The organism is Flavobacterium sp. ALD4 (assembly GCF_002836475.1).
Lineage (GTDB): Bacteria > Bacteroidota > Bacteroidia > Flavobacteriales > Flavobacteriaceae > Flavobacterium.
Map to the genome: position 1 here is coordinate 1,302,382 of NZ_PJBJ01000030.1, position 22,720 is coordinate 1,325,101.

Sequence of the window (22,720 nt, forward strand, 5' to 3'; positions counted from 1 at the left end):
AAATGAATAATACAACACAATCATTAACTGTAATTGCGCTCCATAAATTCAAAAAGAATTTTTGGGGCGTTTTCAGTTTTACGTTTATCGTAATCTTACTTTTTGTTTCGACATTTGCTTATGTCTTAGCTCCTGATAATTCAGAAAATGCAAACCAAATGCATTTGTCTATTCATTCGAAACCGCCGGGTTTCAATGTGAATATGCTATTTATTCCTTTGCAGGAGAAACAAAGTAGTACGGTTAAGAATTATTTTTTAGGCTTTCCAAATAGTGTTACTGAAGTGGCTATCGAAAGTTACAAGGTAGTGGGAAACACCATCGTTTATGTTGAATATAATGATGAACCATCACTAAAAATGGTTAAAGAGGTTGGCCTGAAAGCCTTTGCGGGACAAAGCTCAATTTTATTAGTAGAGCAGGGCTTTATTAAAAACAGAACTTTTTATTTAGGTACTGATAAATATGGGAGGGACTTACTCAGCAGGATGTTAATTGGTTCCAGAGTTTCTATTTCGATTGGTATTGTAGCCGTCTTGATTTCTCTAATTGTGGGGATCTTTTTTGGTGCAATAGGGGGGTATTTTGGAGGAAAAGTTGATGGGTTGATTATGTGGCTTGTTAATATTATTTGGTCGATACCGACACTGCTTCTTGTTATTGCCATCACATTGGCATTAGGCAAAGGTTTTTGGCAGGTTTTTGTTGCTGTGGGATTAACGATGTGGGTTGAAGTGGCTCGTGTAGTCCGTGGTCAGGTGATAAGTGTTAAGGAAATGCAATATGTTACTGCAGCCAGAGCTTTAGGATTTGGCGATTTCCGTATTATTTTCAATCATATTCTACCTAACATTATGGCGCCGGTGATTGTTATTTCAGCTGCTAATTTTGCTTCAGCTATATTGGTGGAGAGTGGTTTGAGTTTTCTGGGATTAGGCGCGCAGCCGCCGATCCCGAGTTGGGGAAGCATTATAAAGGATCACTACAGTTACATTATACTTGGCAAGCCTTACTTAGCTATGGTTCCCGGCATGGCCATCATGTTATTAACCTTAGCTTTTATGATGATGGGAAATGCTTTGCGAGACGCCTTGGATGTGAAACAATAAAGTAGTTGGCTAAATCAATATTTTTAGAATGTAACATGGAAACTTCTTTTTAATGAGCATGGTATTGATGGTGTTCTCTCTTCTTGTAATAAGGATTGTGAAGGACCTAACGCAATAACTAAAAGTAAATCTACTTATGCTTAAGCAAAAGAAGATGTGTTTTGCTCTAATTTATTTCGGTTCTGTTGCCTCCGTTCTCGTCAAATGAGACTGTCAATCAAAAGTACTATACGCTGTCTTATAACGAATAAGGGCAATAGGGTGAATGGTTTGCTTATGTATTAAAAAAAGAGTACGTCACCAACAATAATTGTAAAATACAGTATTTTATTGTAGACCCAATAGTTAAAAGTGCCGCTGCCGAATGGAGAAATTATAAAGAGTGAGGATATGGTAAAGTTCATCTTTGCCTTGCTGGATACATGCAGTTTGATGTAGATGGTTACAATGACACCTTCTACACTTCTAGTAGTTCCCCTCAAGGTCATGAGAGTAATGCTGGGTGGTGGGATAGATTAGAACAAAAAGATCACTATTGGGCTGTGCGGGATGATAGCGTTTATAGTACAATTGGGGTTGCTTTTAAAAATTCATCGAAAACATGCGATAAATAAAAGTGGTAGTGTTGTTTGCTTCCATAATATTGTATTGAATAACGATGTTGGAAACTATAATATGAGTTCTTTTTTAATTCGCAATGAGCCAAGTCAAAAGTCCCTTGACAATTTTTTGTTGTCGTTAGGCAGTATTGAAAAAATCACTAATGTTTATTTTTTTCAAAATTGAAGATACAGTCGTAAATAGTTGAGAAAAAAGTAGTGATTATAAATCTTGGGTTTGTAATTAAGTAATTAGTAGTTTACCACTCATTCACCTTGTTGGCATCCATTTTAAGAAAGATAAATAACAAAATAGTAAACCCCCAAAGTCCAGATCCTCCATAAGAAAAGAAAGGTAATGGAACTCCAATTGTAGGGAAAACACCAACTACCATTGCAATGTTTACAAAGAAGTGGGTAAATAGAATTCCGGCTACGCAATATCCATATACCCGACTAAATTTTGTTTTTTGTCGTTCGGCCAAGTAGATTACTCTAAGAAATAAACTAACAAATAATGTGATTACCACTAGAGATCCCACAAAGCCCCATTCTTCACCAACGGTGGTAAAGATGTAATCAGTATGTTGTTCCGGTACAAATCCTCCTTTAGTTTGAGTTCCTTCTAGGAAACCTCTTCCTAGCCATCCTCCAGAGCCAATAGCAATTTCAGATTGGTTGGTATTGTATCCGATTCCTTTCAAATCGACGGTTTTACCCAATAAGATATTAAAACGATCTCTATGGTGTTGTTTAAAGACATTTTGGAAAACATAACTTACTGATAGTACAAAACCTGAAATCAATGCAAATAGAATACTGCTTAAAAGGATGTTTCGGTCTCCTAATCTTGATTTGAAATGAACGATTAAGACGACTAATAACGCTAATAATATAACGTATTGTGGTTCAAAAACTAAGGTGAGTACAAATAAGGCAATAGTCACAAAACCGGTCCATACATACCATGAAGGCAGTCCTTCTCGATATAAAACAATGATAAAGATGCTGTAGATTAGTGCACTACCAGGGTCTGGTTGCGGCAGAATCAGGAGTACAGGTAAAAATACAATCGCAAGGGCTTGCATTTGGCGAGTTGGTTCTTTTAAATTAATTTGTGAGTCGCTTAAAAATTTTGCTAAAGCTAAGGAGGTTGCAGCTTTTGCAAATTCAGAGGGTTGTATTGTGAAACTTCCAAGGGCATACCAGCATCGTTGTCCTGCTATGGTTTTACCAAACAGAAAAAGACCGGCCAGTGATAATAAGGAAACAACAAAAATGATACTCGCATATTTTTCATAAAATTTACCGTCAATGGCAAGTATTATGAAAATCAAAGGAATGGTCAATAAAATAAATACAAACTGTTTCTGGTACGTACCTTCTATAGACGACAAGGATGAAGAGTAGATGTTTAACCAACCCATTATCACAAGTGCACTATAAATTAGTATACATGTCCAGTCCAGATTTTTCTTTATGCTTTGATTTTTCATTTGAAATGAATCTCTTTTTAATTTTGATTAGTAGAGTCTATGGGTATAAAAGTGTTAATTGTATTATTTCTGCTGGTGGAGTCTTTAGGTGTAGTTTCAATAGCGCTAGCTTCTTTCATCCCGCCTAATTTTGCATATTGTTCTCGTAAGCTAGTTTTTAGAATTCTTGTTTCTAAGTCGGTCCTTGATATTTTTTTTCTAAGATATTTTTCAATCATTAAACTGGCGATAGGTCCCGCAATTGTTGCTCCAAATCCACCATTTTCCACTAAAATGGCTATGGCAATTTTTGGATTATCTTTTGGGGCAAAAGCCACAAAAATAGAGTGATCCTTTAGCTGAACTCTTTTTCCTCCAATTTTGGCAAAATTTTCTGCTGTACCTGTTTTACCGGCGATATCAATTCCTTCCACCCTTAATGTGCTAGCCGTACCTAAGTTATAAACGTCAAACAGACCTTTGATCATCGGTTTGAAATACTTTTTGTCGATTGTCGTTTGATGCTTAACCTTAAATTTAGGGTCAATTGCTGTACCCTTAATTTTTTTGATGATATGAGGCGTGTAATAATAACCTTCATTAGCAACTGTAGCCATCATACTGGCCAGTTGAATTGGAGTCATCAGGACCTCACCCTGTCCAATAGAGTTTGAGATGATGGTGGTACTTCTCCAACCTCCGTTAGGGTACATGCGTTTGTAAGTTTTTGAATCAGGAATATTTCCTCTTTTTCCAGTAGGTAAATCATATCCCATAAAATCACCGAGTCCAAAGCTTTTAAGATGATCACTCCAAACATCAACTGCATAGGAAGGTTGTACGTACTTATTAATCGTTTTCATGTAAACGTTAGCAAAATAGGTGTTACAGGAATTGTAGATTCCATTATTCAATTGGTGTGGGCCAAAACCGTGACATTTCATAAATCGTCCTGCCGCATAGCTAAAACCATGATGGCACATAAAAGTTGTCTGTTCGTCAATTATTCCTTCTTGCAATCCTATTAGACCTGTTAATATCTTAAAAGGGGATCCTGGAGGGTACTCAGCTAAAAGGCCTCTGTCATAAAGTGGTTTTGCAATGGAGTCGTAGTACAATAAGGTATAGTTTTTAGATCGCTGTCTACCAACCAGAATAGAAGGATCGTAAGATGGAGCAGTGATAAGTGCTAAAATTTCCCCAGTCTTAGGCTCGATAGCCACTATTCCACCTCTTTTATCAATCATTAATTGTTCCCCATACCTTTGCAGTTCAGCATCAAGTGTAAGGTTTATATCTTCTCCTTGTACCGCAATAGTATCATATTTTCCGTCTTTATAAGAACCTATTTCTCTGTTGTATTTGTCTTTTTGAAAATATTTAACCCCCTTTATTCCTCGTAGGATTTCTTCATAACTTTCTTCAACACCTTGGCGGCCTATCAAATCACCACTATTATAGTACGGGTTTTTAGCAATTAATCGTTCGTTAACTTGAGTGATAAACCCAAAAACATTTGCCCCAAAATCCACTTCATAATCACGAAGCGAACGTTTTTGAAAGTAAAAGCCTTCAAATTTTCGTATTTTTTCTTGAAATGCAGCAAATTCGCTCTTATTTAATTGAGATAAAAAAACGGAGGGAAGGCGTGGGCTGTACACTTTAGCTTTAGCTATTGTTTTTATGTAATCCTCCTTTGTTATTTTTAATAATTTGCAAAATTCTAATGTATCAATGTTTTTTAATTCTCTAGGAATTACCATGATATCATAGGATGCTTGATTTGATACTAATAGCTTACCATATCTATCAAAAATATAACCTCTTTCAGGGTAGTCATATTTTATTTTAATGGCGTTATTGTCTGATTTTAATTTGAAGCTGTCGTTGATAACCTGCAAATAAAATATTCGGATCAACAGCAATAATGCTCCGATGATAATTAAGGAAGGTAGCAGGAGCTTTCTCATCGTTTATTTGGCTTGATTAGGTATATAATTATGATACAGCTAATGATAGTAAACACGGTGCTTAATAATGTCCGTATTAATATGTCCCAGAAGAAGCTGACTTGAAATGCTTCTAATATAAATAACGTGAAGTGATGAATTATTACTGAAATTAATATAAATGAGAACCGTTCAGGCGTTAATACATCGTTTAATTTTATGGTTTGGTATTCATAACTAATTCCAAACGCAAACTTAAATATATAAGGCCTAAGATATGCTAGAGTCACACAGGCAGCAGCATGTACTCCTCCTGAATTAGAAAACACATCCAATGTGAGTCCTAAGAGAAAACTGGTTAGTAAAAGCCCTGCTCTGTTTCCATTAACAGGATACAAAATAATAAACAGCATGTATGGAAGGGGCATTATAAACCCCAAAAAATTCATATTGTTAAAAATAACAATCTGGACGGCCAATAATAAAATAAACCGAAAAATATTGACGAACAGAGTGCTATTCATTTTTTTTGACTTTTTCTAAATTATTAAGTTCATCTCGGCATTTGCTTTTTAGAATATATACGTGACCCAAATTTGTCATGTCGTTAAAAAGTTTTATATCTAAAGTGTAATAATTGGTTTTATTGTCAATGTATACTTTCTCAATAGTTCCAATATTTATGTTTTCTGGAAAAATCTCGGATTGCATACCAGTGACAATAGTATCTCCTTTTCTTACAGAAGCTAATCTTGGTACATCTATCAATTGAACAAAACCAGTACTTTTTCCATTCCAAATTAAAGAGCCGAAATGATTTGATTTTTTTATTTTGGCATTTATTCGAGATTTTACATTCAAAATGCTAAGAACGGTAGAGTAATTTGGCGAAGTATTGTCTATGATTCCCACTAATCCTAAATTATTGATAACTCCCATATCCGATTTTACTCCTTGTGAGGCACCGGAATTTAAAGTAAGGTAGTTTTCATGAACATTGTATGAGTTGTGAATCACTTTGGAAACCACAATGTCATAAGGTTGTCTGTCTTTTGTCTTTTCTAATTTTGTAATGGATATAGAGTCGGTAGTGGCAAACAAAATGCTTTTTAGTCTTGCGTTTTCAGTTGCCAAAGCATCATTTTGAGTTTTTAAATTCAAATATTCGCTCACATTATTGATTTTTTCATAGACTCCACCGCTTAAATAATTAGCGGAGCTTATTATTTTACTTCTGTGGTAGGAGTGAGCTTGTATCGTAAGCAAAAACGAAATGCATAATAACAGCAAAAACAGTATTCTAGTACTGTTTTTGAATATAAAATTAAATATTTGCTGCATTCTCTTGTCTAATTATTTTGTTTCAGGATTTGCTTCTAAACGGAATTCTTCAACATCTTATTTTATTAAGATACTCTTAAATTTCGAAAGGTTTTTAAGAGCCATTCCCGTTCCTCGAACTACTGCTCTTAACGGATCTTCTGCAATGTAAACAGGTAAATCTGTTTTCTGAGAAATTCTTTTGTCCAATCCTCTTAACATCGAACCACCGCCAGCAAGGTAAATGCCTGTATTGTAGATGTCTGCTGCTAATTCTGGAGGAGTTTGTGACAAAGTTTCCATAACCGCATCCTCAATTCTTTGAATTGATTTGTCTAACGCTTTAGCGATTTCCCTATAAGAAACCTCTACTTGTTTTGGTTTACCGGTAAGTAAATCTCTTCCTTGAACGGACATGTCTTCTGGAGGAGTTTCTAAGTCTTCGATCGCAGCTCCTATTTGGATTTTTATTTTTTCGGCAGTACTTTCTCCAACAAATAGATTGTGTTGGGTACGCATATAGTATACGATATCATTTGTAAAAACGTCACCAGCAATTTTCACTGATTTATCACATACAATTCCACCTAGTGCAATTACAGCGATTTCAGTTGTACCTCCACCTATGTCAACAATCATGTTACCTTTAGGTTGCATAATATCGATACCGATACCAATTGCTGCTGCCATAGGTTCGTGAATTAAATATACTTCTTTACCATTCACTCTTTCACAAGACTCTTTCACAGCCCTCATTTCAACTTCAGTAATTCCAGAAGGGATACAAACCACCATCCTAAGAGCGGGGGTAAACATTCTTTTTTTCAAAGCAGGAATACTTTTTATAAACAAACTGATCATTTTCTCTGAAGCATCAAAATCGGCAATTACACCATCTTTCAAAGGTCTTATTGTCTTAATGTTTTCATGTGTCTTACCCTGCATCAAGTTAGCTTCTTTACCAACTGCAATGATTTTACCCGAGATTCTGTCTCGAGCAACTATTGATGGGCTGTCAATTACGACTTTATCATTATGTATGATTAAAGTGTTAGCGGTACCAAGGTCTATCGCGATATCCTCGGTCATGAAATCAAAAAATCCCATAAGTTTTTCAGGGGTTTAAAATGTTAAAAATTAGGAGCGCACAAAGTTAAACAAATTAATGCTTAAAATGACGTGTTCCAGTAAATACCATTGCAAGTTTATTCTCATTGCAATAGTCGATGCTCAATTGGTCTTTTATAGACCCTCCTGGCTGAATAACAGCCGCTATGCCTGCGTCTTTTGCAATGGCTACACAATCTGGGAAAGGAAAAAAAGCATCGCTAGCCATAACGGCTCCGTTTAAATCAAAACCAAAAGTTTTTGCTTTTTCAATTGCTTGAAGTAGTGCGTCAACTCTAGAAGTTTGGCCTGTTCCGGATGAAATGAGTGTTCCGTTTTTTGCAAAAACAATAGTGTTAGACTTTGTGTTTTTACAAACTTTAGAAGCGAATATTAAATCTTGAATTTCCTGCTCTGTAGCAGTGGTTGTAGTAACGGTTTTTAGATCTTCTTTATTGTCAGTGATTCTATTTCTTTCTTGAATTAAAAGTCCGTTTAGGCAAGTTCTAACTTGTTTTTGCGGTAAGTCTACTTCGTTTTGAATTAAAATAATTCTGTTTTTCTTTTGTTGTAAAATTTCAATTGCTTCAGCATCGTATTCAGGAGCAATAACAACTTCGCAAAACAATTTGTTTATTTCAGTTGCCGTAGCAACATCTATTTTTGTATTTGCAATCAATACTCCACCAAATGCTGATGTAGGGTCACAAGCTAAGGCAACGTTATAAGCGTCACTGATGGTTTTTCTTGTAGCCAGACCGCAAGCGTTATTGTGTTTTAATATGGCAAAAGTAGGGTCATCAGTTTTGAATTCGCTAATCAATGTTACTGCTGCGTCTACATCAAGTAAGTTGTTGTATGATAGTTCTTTTCCGTGTAATTTATTAAACATGGCATCAAAATCACCAAAGAAGAATCCTTTTTGATGAGGGTTTTCTCCGTATCTTAGTATCTGACCATCTGCGATACTTGCTTTGAAAATAGTTTCGTCAGTATTGAAATAGTTAAAGATAGAAGTGTCATAATGTGACGAAACGTGAAAAGCCTTTGTTGCTAATAGTTTTCTGTCTGCAAGTGTTGTTGCACCATTTTGATCTGTTATCAAATCTAAAAGTAAACTATATTCGTCTACGGATGCAACTATAACGGTATCCTTGAAATTTTTTGCGGCAGCACGAATTAAAGAAATTCCGCCAATATCTATTTTTTCAATGATATCACTTTCGCTAGCTCCAGAAGCAACTGTTTTTTCAAAAGGGTACAAATCAACAATCACTAAATCAATTTGTGGAATGTCAAACTCCTTCATTTGTTGAACATCACTTTCATTATCTTGACGGTTTAAGATACCTCCAAAAACTTTCGGGTGTAATGTCTTTACTCTTCCGCCCAAGATTGAAGGGTAAGAAGTGACATCTTCAACAGCTGTTACAGGAATGCCTAAATTTTTTATAAAATCTTCAGTTCCCCCTGTAGAATATAAAACAACATCTTGAGAATGTAGTTTTCTAACTATAGGTTCTAAACCTTCTTTTGAAAATACTGAAATTAATGCTGACTGAATCGTTTTAGTTGTGTTCATTATGTAGTTATTGTTATAAAGTGCAAAAATAGTTTTTTTTTGATTATAAATTTCTATGAAGTGTTGTAACATTGTCTTAAAAAATTAGACCAACTTGAAGTACCGTTTATTATTTGGTTTTTGAATATTATTTTCAGATTTTTACAATAACACAAAAAAGTTTTTATGCTAGTATATCTCCGATTGTTGAAAGAAAGTTTTGCTTTTGCTATTAATGCATTGCGGAGTAATATGTTGCGAACTTTACTGTCTTTGCTGGGCGTGACTATCGGAATTTTCTCTATTATAGCGGTTCTTGCTGCAGTCGACTCGTTAGACAGAAAAATCACGGATGATCTAAGTGGTTTAGATAAAAATACGATTTATTTAATGAAATTTTCTTTTGGGCCTTCTGAGATTCCAAAGTGGAAAAGAGAGCAGTTTCCTAATATTAAGTATGATGAATATACCTATATGAAAGGGTCTATGACAAATACGGATGAATTAGGCTATCAAATTTTTACCAAACGAGAATCTATAAAGTACGATTCAAATACGGTAAGTGATGTTAATATGGTACCGGTTTCTTATGAATTTATTGATATTAAAGGGCTGGAGTTCGAAAAAGGAAGGTTTTACAATGAGTCGGAAGCGAATTCAGGTGCAAAAGTCATTGTTTTAGGTAGTGAAATTGTAGAATCTCTTTTTGATGCAGTAGAGCCAATCGGGAAAAATGTAAGGGTATATGGCCAGCGCTTTACGGTGATTGGAGTGTTGAAGAAACAAGGTGCGCCGCTGTTTGGCCAAAGTGATGATACTTCAGCTTTTATTCCTGTTAATTTCCTAAGGCAGTTGTACGGAGATAATAATGAGTCTTTAGTAAATGTTATTGTTTTAAAACCCAATGAAGGAGTGGACATGGAGGCGTATAAGGCTGAAATAGCGCAAAAATTAAGGGACTATAGAGGGGTGAAAGCTGGTGAAATGGATAATTTTTTTATCAATGTATTCTCCGGTTTTACGGATTTAATTGATGGGTTTATTTTAAATATGAAAGTTGGTGGATGGATGATTAGTGGGTTTTCGCTTTTAGTGGGAGGTTTTGGTATTGCTAATATTATGTTTGTTTCAGTAAAGGAACGGACGAATCTAATAGGAATTCAAAAATCATTAGGAGCTAAAAACAGATTCATCCTGTTTCAATTTTTATTCGAAGCGGTGATCCTGTCAGTAATTGGCGGGGTAATCGGATTGTTTTTAGTCTGGATTATTGCATTGGTATTAACTAATGTATTGGACTTCGAATTTGTTCTAGGGATGGGGAATATTCTTTTAGGGACAGTATTAGCAGGGTTAATTGGTCTGATTGCAGGCATACTGCCCGCTATAACGGCTTCAAAATTAGACCCTGTTGAGGCAATTAGAACGGGTATGTAAGTCTCTGCCATGTTGATTATTGCTAGGTAGATGGACAGGTAGTCTTGATTCATTTACCATAGTATTAACAAAGAGAGGATATCATTTTTGTACTTTTGATTTTAATTAAAACAAAAGATATGAAAGCAATTAACGCTTATGCAGCATACGATGCGGAAACTCCATTAAGGCCTTTTACATTTGAAAGAAAAGAGCTTGGTGAAAAAGAAGTGCAAATAGAGATACTTTATAGTGGCGTATGCCACTCAGACATACATACCGCCAAAGGAGATTGGGGACCGGCTATTTATCCATTAGTTCCCGGCCATGAAATCGTTGGTAAAGTTACTGCAGTAGGTAGTGCGGTGTTTAAATTCAAAGTTGGTGAAATAGCAGGTGTAGGATGTTTCGTTGATTCTTGCAGAACTTGTCAGAGTTGTAAAGCAGGTGATGAGCAACTTTGTGATGAAGGAATGACAGGAACTTATAATAGCTATGAAAGAGGGACAAAGATTCCAACTTACGGAGGCTACTCCACAAGTATTACCGCTGATGAAGAGTATACTTTACATATTTCAGATAAATTAGAACTTTCAGGAGTTGCCCCTTTACTGTGCGCTGGAATCACCACTTATTCTCCATTGCGTCGTTTAAACGTAGGTAAAGGACATAAAGTAGGAGTTCTTGGTTTAGGTGGCTTAGGTCATATGGCTGTTAAATTTGCAGCTTCTTTTGGTGCCGAGGTAACTATGTTGAGTCATTCGCCATCTAAAGAAGCAGATGCTAAAAAATTAGGGGCACATCATTTTGCCTTAACTTCTGATCCTGAAGTAATGAAATCACTAGCTAGTGAGTTTGATGTTATTCTAAACACTGTTTCAGCAGATCATGATTATAATGAGTATTTAAATTTATTGAATACTAACGGTACCATGATTATTGTTGGAATGCCATCTGCTCCAGCTGTAATTCCAGCTGCGTCGTTAGTACTGAAACGCAAAAGTATTATGGGAAGTTTGATTGGTGGAATTGCAGAAACACAAGAAATGTTAGATTATTGTGCTGAGCATAATATCGTTTCAGATGTGGAATTAATCAATATGGACTATATTAATGAAGCTTACGAACGCATGAACAAAAGTGATGTGAAATACCGCTTCGTAATTGACATGGCTTCAATGAAATAAAAGAAAGTGCTCTTTTATAAGAGCACTTTGATTTAAAATTTTTAAAAAAGTGGATGTTTCAAACCTGTAATAACCACACATATAAAAAGGAAAAACCACTCAAATTGAGTGGTTTTTCCTTTTTATATGTGTGGTGCTGCTGTCTGTTGCTGGTACGAAGTCAGGAGACATTCATACAGCATTTCTGTTTTAAGGACGTTTGTTTTTTAAGAAACATAATTATGAAAACCCTAATTTTCTCAGTAGCGCTGATCGCAACGGTATCCTATTGTTTTTTATTATTTTGGAAAAATACAATAGATAGAGTGGAGAGCAGGAGGGACGTTTCTTGAAAAAGATAGTTGTTCTGCTTCAAAAAGAGAATTGATTTTTAGGAAAGTTAAATACAAAAAATCCCAAGAAGTAATTCTTGGGATTTTTGTTTGAGTAGTTTTAAAACTATCTAATATCATTATTTTGAATCAAATCGATATACAAGTTAATCTTGTCTTTCAATTCTTTTCGTGGCGTGATAAAGTCTAAGAAACCATGCTCTAAAAGAAATTCAGCAGTTTGGAAACCTTCAGGTAAATCTTTACCTGTTGTGTCTCTTACAACCCTAGGACCTGCAAATCCAATTAAGGCGCCTGGTTCAGAAATGTTGATATCTCCTAACATGGCATAAGATGCAGTTGTTCCTCCAGTAGTAGGATCTGTACAAAGTGAAATGTAAGGTATTTTTTCCTCAGCAAGTTGGGCAAGTTTTACAGATGTCTTTGCTAATTGCATCAAAGAATAAGCCGCTTCCATCATTCTTGCTCCACCTGATTTTGAAATCATTACGAATGGGATTTTGTTTTTGATAGAATGATTGATCCCTCTTGAGATTTTCTCACCTACAACAGCACCCATTGATCCACCAATAAAGGCAAAATCCATACAGCAAATTACTACTTCTCTACCTTTGGATTTTCCAACTCCAGTGCGCACCGCGTCTTTAAGTTTGGTTTTCTCCATAACATCTTTTAGTCGATCTGCATATTTCTTTGTGTCAACAAAGTGCAAAGGATCTTTAGAAGTTAAGTTTTTATCTAATTCAACAAACTCATTGTTATCAAATAAGATCTCAAAATAGGTACTACTACCGATTCTAACATGAAAACCATCTTCTGGACTTACAAATAAATTGCGTTCCAACTCATCAGCATCAATAATTTTTCCTGTAGGAGACTTGTACCAAAGACCTTTTGGAACATCCATTTTGTCTTCAGTAGCAGTTGTAATTCCTTTTTCTTTTCTTTTAAACCAAGCCATATTTAATAGTTATGAGTTATGAGTTAAAAGTTATGAGTTATAAAATAGAAAGAATGCTTCTACTTTATAACTCATAATTCTTAATTTTATAGTGTATTCACGTTATTCAAGTCGGCAAATGCCTGCTCTAGCCTTGCGTTGAAAGTCATTTCGTTTTCACGCAACCATTTTCTTGGGTCGTAATATTTTTTGTTTGGAATATCAGAACCTTCTGGGTTACCTATTTGAGTTTTCAAATAGTCAATGTTTTTAACCATGTAATCACGACCACCTTCAGTAAAAGCAAATTGTAAATCAGTATCGATGTTCATTTTGATAACTCCGTAGCTAATTCCTTCTCTGATTTCTTCTAAAGTAGAACCTGACCCACCGTGGAAAACAAAATCTACTGGGTTTGGACCCGTGTTGAATTTCTTTTGAACGAAATCTTGAGAGTTTTTTAAGATTTTTGGAGTCAATTTCACGTTTCCTGGCTTGTAAACACCATGAACGTTTCCAAAAGCAGCGGCGATAGTAAATCTTGGGCTTATTTTAGATAATTCTTCGTAAGCATAAGCTACTTCATCAGGTTGAGTATATAATTTTGAGCTGTCTATATCTGAGTTGTCAACGCCATCTTCTTCTCCACCTGTAATTCCAAGTTCGATTTCTAATGTCATTCCCATTTTGCTCATTCTAGCTAGATACTTTTTGCAAATCTCGATGTTCTCTTCTATTGGCTCTTCAGACAAGTCAATCATATGTGAGCTGTATAACGGCTTTCCTGTTGCTGCAAAATGCTCTTCAGATGCATCTAGTAATCCATCAATCCAAGGTAGTAATTTTTTAGCACAGTGGTCTGTGTGTAAAATTACAGTTGCGCCGTATGCTTCTGCTAGAGTATGAATGTGCTTTGCACCTGCAATACCTCCAGCAATGGCTGCCTTTTCATTAGCATTAGAAAGTCCTTTACCAGCATTAAATTGCGCTCCTCCGTTGGAAAATTGAATAATAACAGGTGCGTTTAATTTCGCAGCAGTCTCAAGAACGCCATTTATTGTGTTAGAACCAGTAACATTTACTGCAGGTAGAGCAAAGTTTTTTTCTTTCGCATAATTGAAAATTTCCTGTACTTGATCTCCTGTAGCTACGCCCGGTTTAATGTTATGTCCCATTTTAATTTTTTTTAGTTGGTTTTTTTGTTTTTAGTTCAAGACTGCAAAAATAAGAATTTATTAGCATTAGAATGGGTAATTTATTCCAAAATTTAAAACAGAGTTGGCAAAGTTGTATTCTCTAAACCATTTTTCACCAGGTTCATTGGCCGGATTGTAGGTTTTAAATCCGAAATCAAATCGGATAACAAAAAAGCTTAAGTCATATCGTAATCCAAATCCTGTTCCTAAAGCAATGTTTTCTAGGCTTTTAAGTCCTATGAATGTAGATTTCTCGTCGACCACGTTATCGTAAACATTCCAAATATTACCTGCATCAGCAAAAATAGCTCCTTTTAATTCGCCCAAAATTTTAAATCTAAATTCACTACTCAATGCAATTTTCATATTTGCTTCGTTAAAATCATCTTTTGCTCCGCTGCTTCCGGGTCCTAAGCTATAAGGTTGCCAAGCTCTGTTGTCATTTGAACCTCCAGAAAAATAACTTCTCGAAAAAGGAATATAATCAGAGTTGCCAAAAGGAATTGCTATTCCAAAAAAGGTTCTGACCGCAAATACTTTTTCTTTGGTTAAATCCCAGTGTTTAATATAGTCAAATTCTGTTTTTATGTATTCTGAGTATTCTAAATTGAAGAGTTCAAATTTTCCGTTTTTATTTTCAACTCGATTTGTTGTATTGGCGATTAAAGTTAGTAGTGAGCCTGCAGATTCGATTTTTGTTTTAAAGAGATAAAAAGTATTGTCTAGTAGGTCTGTTTTAGTTGATTTTGTAAAAGTATAGCTGGTGGCTAGAATAAAATCGTTCTCGGTCAGTCGTAACCTTCTTTCTTCGATACTTTTAACCGCTTGATAATCTTTATTAGAAGAAGATAATGCAGTATTGTTAGATAATACATTGTTAATGAATCCGGAAGTTCCGGTTTCAATTATTAAATTGTTATCATTATTAAAATAAGAAGGCTCTGTATTATATGTTTTTCCAATTTCATTCAGAGCTTTATAGGAAGAGCCGTAGACGTTAAAGTAGTTTTGCGGATTTAGATTTTGGACAAATTGTGCGTTGAAAAGATCAAAACGAGCGGTATTGTTTTTCTTTGGTGTCCAATTGTAGGTAAAGGCTCCAGTGAAATTTTCCTTGTCTAACCCAATGTTTGTTTGTCTCGCATATCCAATTGCCATGAGGGTAGACGGAATCATGCTTTTCTTAATGATTTTTTCGGTAGAGAAAGGCATAAAGATTCTAGGGACATTTAACTTTAAATCCACTCCATATTCTGAGACATTAAAAAATCGATTGTTTGGGTTCGCTAAATCCTTGGATGCTCCAATGTTTCCACGCACGGAAGCCTCAAGGGTTTCGGCACCGTTAAAGACATTTCTGATCGTTTCTGAAACGCTTAATGCTATTCCTATGTCCTGAATATTAGAATGGGTAATATCCAGTGAGGTTCCAAAACTATATTTTTTTCTGGGTGTTAAGTATATTTTTGCAATCAACGAACTATAAGTTGTATCTCTTGGATCAATTTCATATTGGACACTCGGATAATTGAATATTTTAAGATTGTTTAAATAACGGGTGGTTAAAACAGTTTTATTATCGGCAAAAAGGCCGCCCTTGGTAATAAAAATAGCATCCGTTATTGCCTGTGGCTTGTATTTTAATTTTTCATGGCTGTATAAATTGAAATTTTTATAGGTCGTGCTATCCGTAATTTTTGAATTACTGTTAGTAGGAGAATAGTCTGTATAGATGTTTACATCGCTTATTTTATATATTTTGAAAGGCTCCGTTCTGGTGGAATCTTTATCCTGATAGGAGTAATTATTGATGATTAAATTGACATCGGCCTTGTTTTCTTTTTGAATGGTGTCAATATCAAAGTTCACATAGGTTGGCTGAAAGAAATACACTCCATTATTTCTGAAATGGGTGGCAATACGGTTTTTTTCATCCTCAAAATCAACTGTTTTATATTGATTGCCGGACTTAACGAAAGAATTGGATTTGATTGTCTCATATAATGAGTCCAATACTGGGGTAGAAATCGTTGTTTGTATAGTATCCAAGAAGTACGGTTGTCCGGTACTGATCTCATATTTTATTTTTGCCCTTTTAGGGGCTACGGTATCTACTTTGTAATCGGCATCTACATTAAAAAAACCATTATTGAAATAATAATAATTTAGTCTTAAAATTGATTTTTCTGTTTTGGTGCTGTCTAAGATTACTGGGGGTTCTCCTGTTTTGGTAAGGAAATCATGAATCCCATGATACCAAAAAGACTTTCCAAGTCGATCCACTTGTTTTGCTGACAGCCATTTTGATTTTCTTTCGTATTTTCCGGGGTGATTTGTGAATTTCTCTTGATATGTTGAATCCGGATTTAGATTAGCTAAATTGTATAAATTTAAACGTAGGCGAAAGCCTAATAACAAAGTGCTATTTGATTTTTGATAGAGTTGATTAAAGACGTTCTCAGCCCTTGTCGCTTTCCCGTTTACTACAATTTGATTTTTAGTAAGGAGCTGTTTTCCGGTAGGAACTCTTTTTACGGCGTTACAGGCGCAAATAAATATTGCTATTAAAATAAATGCTGCTATTTTTGTAGAAATCTTCTTCAAGTGGTATAAAATATTTAATTCAAAAGTACATTATTTTATGGTTAGTAAAAACCAAATAAAACTTATAACGAGTTTGCAGCAAAAAAAATATAGAAGCATCAATAAATTATTTTTTGCCGAAGGTGTAAAAGTAATTCAGGAGTTGCTGGATTCAAATTTTGAACTGGAACATTTGTATTCCACTCAAAATGATTTTGAGGCAGTATTAACATCAAAAAAATCATTGATACACGAAACAGACTTGAGGAAAATTAGTGCATTGGCAACGGCGAATACCTGTCTGGCAGTGTTTAAAATTCCACATGAGAAAGAAATTAATGAGACGGGTTTAATTGTTGCTTTAGATTCAATACGCGATCCAGGTAATTTGGGGACGATTTTGAGGTTATGCGACTGGTTTGGTGTGAATGAGATTGTGTGTTCAAGAGAGACAGTGGATTTATATAACCCAAAAGTGGTTCAGGCTACCATGGGTTCGATCGCCAGAGTCAACGTGAGTTATGTTGATTTGAATTTCTTTATCTCCGCTACTGATTTACCTGTTTTTGGTACCTTTATGGACGGTACAAACATTTATAAAACGACGCTGCCGCAAGAAGGTATTGTGGTCATGGGTAATGAAGCGAATGGTATTTCGCAAGAACTTGAAAGACTGATAAAAAACAAGTTGTCTATACCTCGTTTTGGAGAAGTCCAAAAAACGGAAAGTTTAAATGTAGCTACCGCAACCGCAATTGTGCTGAGTGAATTTAGAAGGTAGCGCCTGAATAGTCAGCGAACAAGAACGCAAAAGGTTTTCTAGTGAAAAGTAAAATTGATCAATACGGCTCGAGTTTTTAGAGACTCAATATTGCCGGTCCAAGGGCTGTTAGGGTTATTATCGCGGATTAACTCATCGTTAATTCCAAAAACACCGCGGATAGAAGGGGAGAATATAAAATATTCTGAGAAAAGATCGATACCAAAACCTATTTCGTAATTTGTAGTCCAGGGTTTTACCCTGAATGTTTGTTCGTAATTATCATCGATTGATTTTGAATTGCTCGATAAATTTAAAGTAGCAGAAACACCTCCGACAAGGTACGGCCGAATGTTGCCGGTTCGTAGGGACGAGAATTTCAGTAACAGCGGGAAATGAATATAGGTGCTGCTTACTTCTCGTAAAACATCTACTTTTTTTGTGAATCCGGGAAAGGTTAGGTCTCTTTGGGTATAATACAAGCCGGGTTCAAATCTTAGATTTATATATTCCTGAAGCTTCAGGTCACCTACGACTCCCACATTAAATCCGGTAGTCTTTTTAACTAGGATGTCCGACCCCACAGTTCGATAGTCTACTTTGAAATCAAAAGAGTTAAACCCTAAAAAATACCCGTAATAAATTTTTTGCTTTTGAAAATTTTCTAAATTGATTATAGGGTCTTTAGCAAACATGCTTTCTTTAAACTGTGAGTTTCCTTTAGCGGATATAATGAGTAAAAGTATGACAACAATTTTTTTCATGTTTGGGCTGAATATATCTCAGTATTAGTTTTTAGATGCCGAATAAATAGTAGCGACTCCAAAAGTTTGCGGTAAGGCTATTACATCTATAAACCCAATTTTCCTCAATATATTGTTTAAAGCTTCTCCATAAGGAAATGCAGCCGCCGATTCTGACAAATATCCATAAGCCACATCGTCTTTTGAGAAAAGTTTACCTATGATTGGTAGTATGTTTTTACTGTAAAAATTATATCCTTGTTTGTAAGGGGTTTTGTCAGGTACAGAGGTTTCTAAAATCACAAAAACACCATTTGGTTTTAAGACACGTAATATTTCTTTTAATCCTTTTTCAAGAGTCTCAAAATTCCGTACGCCGAACGCAACTGTTATTGCGTCAAAATAATTGTCTTCAAAAGGCATATTTTCAGAATCCCCTAACACCATTTCTATAGTATTGGATAGTTTCTTGTCGGCAATTTTTTTTACGCCTACTTCTAGCATTCCAGCAGAAATGTCTAAGCCAATAATTTTTTTGGCATCAGTCTGCGCCATTAAAATAGCTAAATCACCTGTTCCTGTTGCGATATCCAAGATGATCTCTGGATTTGATTTTGTAACAATTTTCAATACTTTTTTCCGCCATTTTATATCTATTCCAAAAGAAATGACACGATTTAAATTATCGTAATTTCCAGAAATGGCATCAAACATTTTTGCAACCTGTTCTTTTTTTCCTAAAGCTGAATCTTTATACGGAGTTATGTTCTTTGACATTTTTTTTAATTTTTAACAAATATAAGACAATCTATTTTGAACTGTAATTCTGATTTCAAAATAGTAAGAAAAAAAGTCAAAATCAGAGTTCCCTTTGAATTTGTGAAAGAATGGGTATAAAAAGTCAGACTATTGAAAAAAATGAAATATCACTAAAAGTGGGTATTGTGTGCACATATTTTTATTACGAGTTTTACACTATTAACTTCTAATAGTTTTTCAATGGTTAAAAGGGAATTAATGACCCAATTCAAGTGGTTGATTTTTGCGCTAATTATATCGCTTGTTCTTGTTAGCGGTTTTGACGGTACTGTTTTAAAAAGCGGTAGTGTATTACTTGCGCAGCATACGTTCTTAGGATTAAATTTGTTTTTGGAAATTTCAATTTTTTTTGTCTTTAGTACCTTCGTGGTATTTGGTATTAAAGGCTTTTTTGAGATGTACTCTCAAAAAACATCAAATGTTATACTCTTCATTTCTGGAGTTTTATTGACATTCGTTATTTTTATTTTGTGTTATCAAATACTGTTTCAAGAGTAGGTCATTTTCCCAATCATTGTTTAAAAAAAAACACCCCAGTTTGTCGGGGTGTTTTTTTATTTTCTAACGTAAGTTTGATAGGTGTAATCAAATCGATGTTTATCGTCCTTTGGTTGGTGTTCAGAAAGTATTATTTCCCAGTCCTTAGGATTAATTTCCGGAAAAAACGCATCTGCTTCAAAGGCGTGATGGACGCGCGTAAGTTCAATTTTGTCTGAAAAAGGAATTCCTAAATTATAAATTTCTCCTCCCCCTATGATGTATATTGGTTTATCTGACGGGCATACTGCTATTGCTTTCTCCATGCTGTTGACTACGATACAGCCCTCTGGATTATAATTTTCCTGACGGCTTATAACGATATGTGTTCTATTAGGTAGGGGTTTAGGAAAACTTTCGAATGTTTTTCGGCCCATAATGATATGATGTCCTGAAGTGAGGTTTTTGAACCTTTTGAAATCATTGGGTAAATGCCAAACCAGTTCATTGTTTTTTCCAAGTGCGTTATTTTCTGACGCTGCCGCAATCATTATAATCATATTTCTAGTTCTTGTGTTGAAGTGTCTTCAGTTATTTGTGCTTGTAATTCAGCTATTTTGTTTTTTTGCAATCCAACCAGTCTGTCAATTTGATCTCTTTCCCAGTTTTTATTCATAAACCGATCGGTTATAAACACTTTAATGAAATGTAAAAGAAAAATAAAAAACCAAACGGTAATTGCGTAAATGTACCAATTTGAATTTAATCCAAAATTAAAAAGTTTAACGGAGACAAACAAAAATAAACTGGCTAAAAATAGAAGGACAAAATGAAGATACAAACCTTTTTTTTGTTTTAATCTCTTTCGTGCATATTCATACAGTTCATGTTGTTCTCTTTCCATCAGTTGAATTTTTGTTTATAAAGATAAAATTTAATTTGGAAAGTCGTCATTTAGCATATGTTATATTTATTAAGAAAACGTTTTCTTTTTTATTTAATAAAAATAAAGGTTTAGATAATTGATGGATTAGTTAAAATTTAACATAGTTTGCCGCATTCTGTTAATTCTATCTAGGGTATGTTTTTATTTCAATTAAATTTGTTTTCTTTGTTTTATAACATTAAAAATGAAAGCGTTATGGCTATTAAGAAACAGTTCGTAAAGACTAAACCAGTTTGTAAAGTTACTTTTTCAGTAGCTGCAAAAGAGGCAGGTGAAGTTGCAGTTATCGGAGATTTTAACAATTGGAATCCCAAAGAAGGAGCTTTAAATAAATTGAAAAACGGAACTTTCAAAGGAGTTTTTAGTGTCGACAAGGATGCTTCTTACGAATTTAAATACGTAATTGATGGCGCTTTTATGAACGAAACTGAAGCGGATTCTTTCAAATGGAACGAATTTGCCGGAGCTGAAAACAGTGTTTTAGAGGTTTAAACCTCTAAAACATTTTTATTTACTATACTGCAACATTGCCTTTAATAAGAGGATGGGGATCATATCCTTCCAGCGTAAAATCATCAAATTCAAATTTGAAAATGTCTTTTACGGACGGATTTAAAATCATTTTTGGTAGTGATTTTGGTTCTCTGGATAATTGCAGCTGCAGCTGCTCTATATGATTGTTGTAAATGTGTGCATCTCCAAAAGTGTGAATGAACTCACCCGCTTCCAAATCGCAAACCTGTGCAATCATTATAGTAAGTAAGGCATAAGATGCAATATTAAAAGGTACTCCTAAGAATATATCAGCACTGCGCTGGTACAATTGGCAGGATAATTTACCATTGGCCACATAAAATTGAAAGAAAGCGTGGCAAGGCGGTAACGCCGCTTTATTGTTGGCTACATTTTCTTCAAATGATTTTGTGGTGTCAGGCAGTACAGATGGATTCCAAGCGGAAACAAGCATTCTGCGACTGTTTGGGTTCGTTTTCAGTTCAGTTATTAAATCTGCTATTTGGTCGATTTCTTCACTGTTCCAGTTGCGCCATTGATGACCATAAACAGGGCCTAAGTCGCCATTGGTGTCAGCCCAGGCATCCCAAATTTTCACGCCGTTTTCTTGAAGGTATTTAATATTTGTATCGCCTTTTAAGAACCAAAGCAATTCATAAACGATGGATTTGAAGTGTAATTTCTTAGTGGTTACCATTGGAAAACCCTCGCTTAAGTCAAAACGCATCTGATGACCAAAAACACTTATTGTTCCTGTTCCCGTTCTGTCTCCTTTTTGACAACCGTTGTCCATAACGTGTTGCACTAAGTCTAAATATTGCTTCATTGAAATGTTTGTTTGAGAATTTGATAATCTGGTAATGCATTCAAAAGTAACCAAATTGACGTTTAGACAACTAAGATTCTCTTTTAGAAATTTCGTCTCTTATTTTAGCTGCTTTCTCATAATCCTCTTGCAGGACAGCCTGGTCAAGTAATTCACTTAATTCTTGAAGACTGTGCTTAATGTAGATTCTACCGGATTGATTGCTTTCTTCTTCATTTCCGAAAGTTTCGGGGTTAGAGAGAATGTCATCTATTTCTTGTGAATCTTTATCCGTTTCTTGGGAATTCGCTTTCAGGTAAATACCCGCTTTGTCCAAAATGTTTTTATACGTGTAGATAGGAGCATTAAATCGCAATGCTAATGCTATAGCATCAGAAGTGCGTGCGTCTATTATTTCTTCAATTTTATCTCTTTCGCAAATGATGCTGGAATAAAATACTCCATCAACAAGCTTGTGGATGATAACCTGTTTTATAATGATGTCGAATCTTTCAGCGAAATTTTTGAATAAATCATGTGTCAATGGACGAGGGGGCTTAATTTCTTTTTCTAAGGCTATTGCTATAGATTGTGCCTCAAAAGCACCTATAACAATTGGTAGTTTTCTTTCGCCATCAACTTCGTTCAAAATCAAAGCATATGCTCCATTCTGTGTTTGACTGTATGAAATTCCTTTTATCGATAATTTAACTAAGCTCATAATTGCTGAAATGAAAAGTACGGAGTACCTAATTTAAAGATTTAATTTTTGTTATTAAACTTGGGTGCAATTTTAATAAAAAAATGACAGACAAAAAAACTGCCTGAAAACAAAGGTACGATTATCTTGTTTTCAGGCAGCTATATTTATTAAAGAATATTA

Annotated in this window: 21 protein-coding genes and 1 pseudogene; 7 read left to right on the plus strand and 15 right to left on the minus strand. The window is 34.9% G+C overall.

Features of this window, described 5'->3' with window-relative positions; translation table 11 throughout:
- Positions 1-2 precede the first annotated feature (2 nt).
- Positions 3-1,109 carry an ABC transporter permease gene (locus tag CXF59_RS14390; protein WP_101138422.1) on the plus strand — a complete coding sequence of 369 codons (1,107 nt, stop codon included), beginning with the start codon at positions 3-5 and terminating at the stop codon, positions 1,107-1,109.
- A gap of 410 nt (positions 1,110-1,519) precedes the next feature.
- A pseudogene (locus CXF59_RS15805) lies at positions 1,520-1,723 on the plus strand (DNA/RNA non-specific endonuclease); the annotation flags it as partial.
- 245 nt (positions 1,724-1,968) lie between these two features.
- Here CXF59_RS15805 and rodA read toward each other — a convergent pair.
- Genes rodA through purH form a run of 6 tightly spaced genes read right to left on the minus strand, consistent with a single transcriptional unit; the run spans position 1,969 to position 9,141 of the window.
- Positions 1,969-3,204, minus strand: coding sequence for a rod shape-determining protein RodA (gene rodA, locus CXF59_RS14400; protein WP_101138424.1), 1,236 nt, complete (start codon positions 3,202-3,204; stop codon positions 1,969-1,971).
- Positions 3,205-3,221: 17 nt separating this feature from the next.
- Positions 3,222-5,153: a penicillin-binding protein 2 gene (mrdA, locus tag CXF59_RS14405; RefSeq protein ID WP_101138425.1), complete on the minus strand. Its 1,932-nt coding sequence runs from the start codon at positions 5,151-5,153 to the stop codon at positions 3,222-3,224.
- Positions 5,150-5,656, minus strand: coding sequence for a rod shape-determining protein MreD (locus tag CXF59_RS15525; protein WP_101138426.1), 507 nt, complete (start codon positions 5,654-5,656; stop codon positions 5,150-5,152). The genes mrdA and CXF59_RS15525 overlap by 4 nt, the downstream gene beginning before the upstream one ends.
- The gene (mreC, locus tag CXF59_RS14415) at positions 5,649-6,473 is read right to left on the minus strand and encodes a rod shape-determining protein MreC (protein WP_101138427.1); all 825 of its coding nucleotides are present in this window, start codon (positions 6,471-6,473) and stop codon (positions 5,649-5,651) included. The genes CXF59_RS15525 and mreC overlap by 8 nt, the downstream gene beginning before the upstream one ends.
- Positions 6,474-6,530: 57 nt before the next feature.
- Positions 6,531-7,559, minus strand: a complete 1,029-nt coding sequence (locus tag CXF59_RS14420; RefSeq protein ID WP_016988233.1) for a rod shape-determining protein — start codon at positions 7,557-7,559, stop codon at positions 6,531-6,533.
- Between the two features lie 55 nt (positions 7,560-7,614).
- On the minus strand, positions 7,615-9,141 hold the full coding sequence (gene purH, locus CXF59_RS14425) for a bifunctional phosphoribosylaminoimidazolecarboxamide formyltransferase/IMP cyclohydrolase (protein WP_101138563.1): 1,527 nt from the start codon (positions 9,139-9,141) through the stop codon (positions 7,615-7,617).
- A 165-nt stretch (positions 9,142-9,306) separates the two neighbouring features.
- Here purH and CXF59_RS14430 point away from each other — a divergent pair, with 165 nt between their 5' ends.
- Complete coding sequence (locus CXF59_RS14430; protein ID WP_101138428.1) at positions 9,307-10,557, plus strand: ABC transporter permease; 1,251 nt, start codon at positions 9,307-9,309, stop codon at positions 10,555-10,557.
- A gap of 119 nt (positions 10,558-10,676) precedes the next feature.
- On the plus strand, positions 10,677-11,723 hold the full coding sequence (locus CXF59_RS14435) for an NAD(P)-dependent alcohol dehydrogenase (protein ID WP_101138429.1): 1,047 nt from the start codon (positions 10,677-10,679) through the stop codon (positions 11,721-11,723).
- A 438-nt stretch (positions 11,724-12,161) separates the two neighbouring features.
- On the opposite strand, the gene accD is transcribed toward CXF59_RS14435, so the two are convergent.
- From accD to CXF59_RS14450, 3 genes are all read right to left on the minus strand, one after another.
- Entirely contained in the window at positions 12,162-13,016 is an 855-nt protein-coding gene (gene accD, locus CXF59_RS14440; RefSeq protein ID WP_101138430.1) for an acetyl-CoA carboxylase, carboxyltransferase subunit beta, read from the minus strand.
- Between the two features lie 86 nt (positions 13,017-13,102).
- The gene (fbaA, locus tag CXF59_RS14445) at positions 13,103-14,170 is read right to left on the minus strand and encodes a class II fructose-bisphosphate aldolase (RefSeq protein WP_101138431.1); all 1,068 of its coding nucleotides are present in this window, start codon (positions 14,168-14,170) and stop codon (positions 13,103-13,105) included.
- 66 nt (positions 14,171-14,236) lie between these two features.
- The gene (locus CXF59_RS14450; RefSeq protein WP_101138432.1) at positions 14,237-16,795 is read right to left on the minus strand and encodes a BamA/TamA family outer membrane protein; all 2,559 of its coding nucleotides are present in this window, start codon (positions 16,793-16,795) and stop codon (positions 14,237-14,239) included.
- A 37-nt stretch (positions 16,796-16,832) separates the two neighbouring features.
- Here CXF59_RS14450 and CXF59_RS14455 point away from each other — a divergent pair, with 37 nt between their 5' ends.
- Complete coding sequence (locus CXF59_RS14455; protein ID WP_101138433.1) at positions 16,833-17,555, plus strand: RNA methyltransferase; 723 nt, start codon at positions 16,833-16,835, stop codon at positions 17,553-17,555.
- 38 nt (positions 17,556-17,593) lie between these two features.
- Here the strand turns inward: CXF59_RS14455 and CXF59_RS14460 are convergent, their stop codons facing one another.
- Both CXF59_RS14460 and ubiE read right to left on the minus strand, forming a co-directional pair.
- Positions 17,594-18,298 carry a porin family protein gene (locus CXF59_RS14460; protein WP_198554706.1) on the minus strand — a complete coding sequence of 235 codons (705 nt, stop codon included), beginning with the start codon at positions 18,296-18,298 and terminating at the stop codon, positions 17,594-17,596.
- A gap of 24 nt (positions 18,299-18,322) precedes the next feature.
- Positions 18,323-19,054 carry a bifunctional demethylmenaquinone methyltransferase/2-methoxy-6-polyprenyl-1,4-benzoquinol methylase UbiE gene (ubiE, locus tag CXF59_RS14465; RefSeq protein ID WP_101138434.1) on the minus strand — a complete coding sequence of 244 codons (732 nt, stop codon included), beginning with the start codon at positions 19,052-19,054 and terminating at the stop codon, positions 18,323-18,325.
- Positions 19,055-19,294: 240 nt separating this feature from the next.
- Here ubiE and CXF59_RS14470 point away from each other — a divergent pair, with 240 nt between their 5' ends.
- The gene (locus CXF59_RS14470; protein ID WP_198554707.1) at positions 19,295-19,594 is read left to right on the plus strand and encodes a hypothetical protein; all 300 of its coding nucleotides are present in this window, start codon (positions 19,295-19,297) and stop codon (positions 19,592-19,594) included.
- A 56-nt stretch (positions 19,595-19,650) separates the two neighbouring features.
- On the opposite strand, the gene CXF59_RS14475 is transcribed toward CXF59_RS14470, so the two are convergent.
- The gene (locus CXF59_RS14475) at positions 19,651-20,133 is read right to left on the minus strand and encodes a dihydrofolate reductase (RefSeq protein WP_101138436.1); all 483 of its coding nucleotides are present in this window, start codon (positions 20,131-20,133) and stop codon (positions 19,651-19,653) included.
- On the minus strand, positions 20,130-20,477 hold the full coding sequence (locus CXF59_RS15605) for a 2TM domain-containing protein (protein ID WP_101138437.1): 348 nt from the start codon (positions 20,475-20,477) through the stop codon (positions 20,130-20,132). Before CXF59_RS15605 ends, CXF59_RS14475 begins: the two co-directional genes overlap by 4 nt.
- A gap of 237 nt (positions 20,478-20,714) precedes the next feature.
- Between CXF59_RS15605 and CXF59_RS14485 the strand changes: the two genes are divergently transcribed.
- Positions 20,715-21,011 (plus strand): isoamylase early set domain-containing protein, encoded by a 297-nt coding sequence (locus CXF59_RS14485; protein ID WP_101138565.1) that lies wholly within the window; start codon positions 20,715-20,717, stop codon positions 21,009-21,011.
- Positions 21,012-21,033: 22 nt separating this feature from the next.
- Here CXF59_RS14485 and CXF59_RS14490 read toward each other — a convergent pair whose 3' ends face one another.
- Both CXF59_RS14490 and CXF59_RS14495 read right to left on the minus strand, forming a co-directional pair.
- On the minus strand, positions 21,034-21,858 hold the full coding sequence (locus CXF59_RS14490; RefSeq protein WP_101138438.1) for a thymidylate synthase: 825 nt from the start codon (positions 21,856-21,858) through the stop codon (positions 21,034-21,036).
- A 70-nt stretch (positions 21,859-21,928) separates the two neighbouring features.
- Entirely contained in the window at positions 21,929-22,558 is a 630-nt protein-coding gene (locus CXF59_RS14495; RefSeq protein ID WP_101138439.1) for a bifunctional nuclease family protein, read from the minus strand.
- Positions 22,559-22,720: the final 162 nt, after the last annotated feature.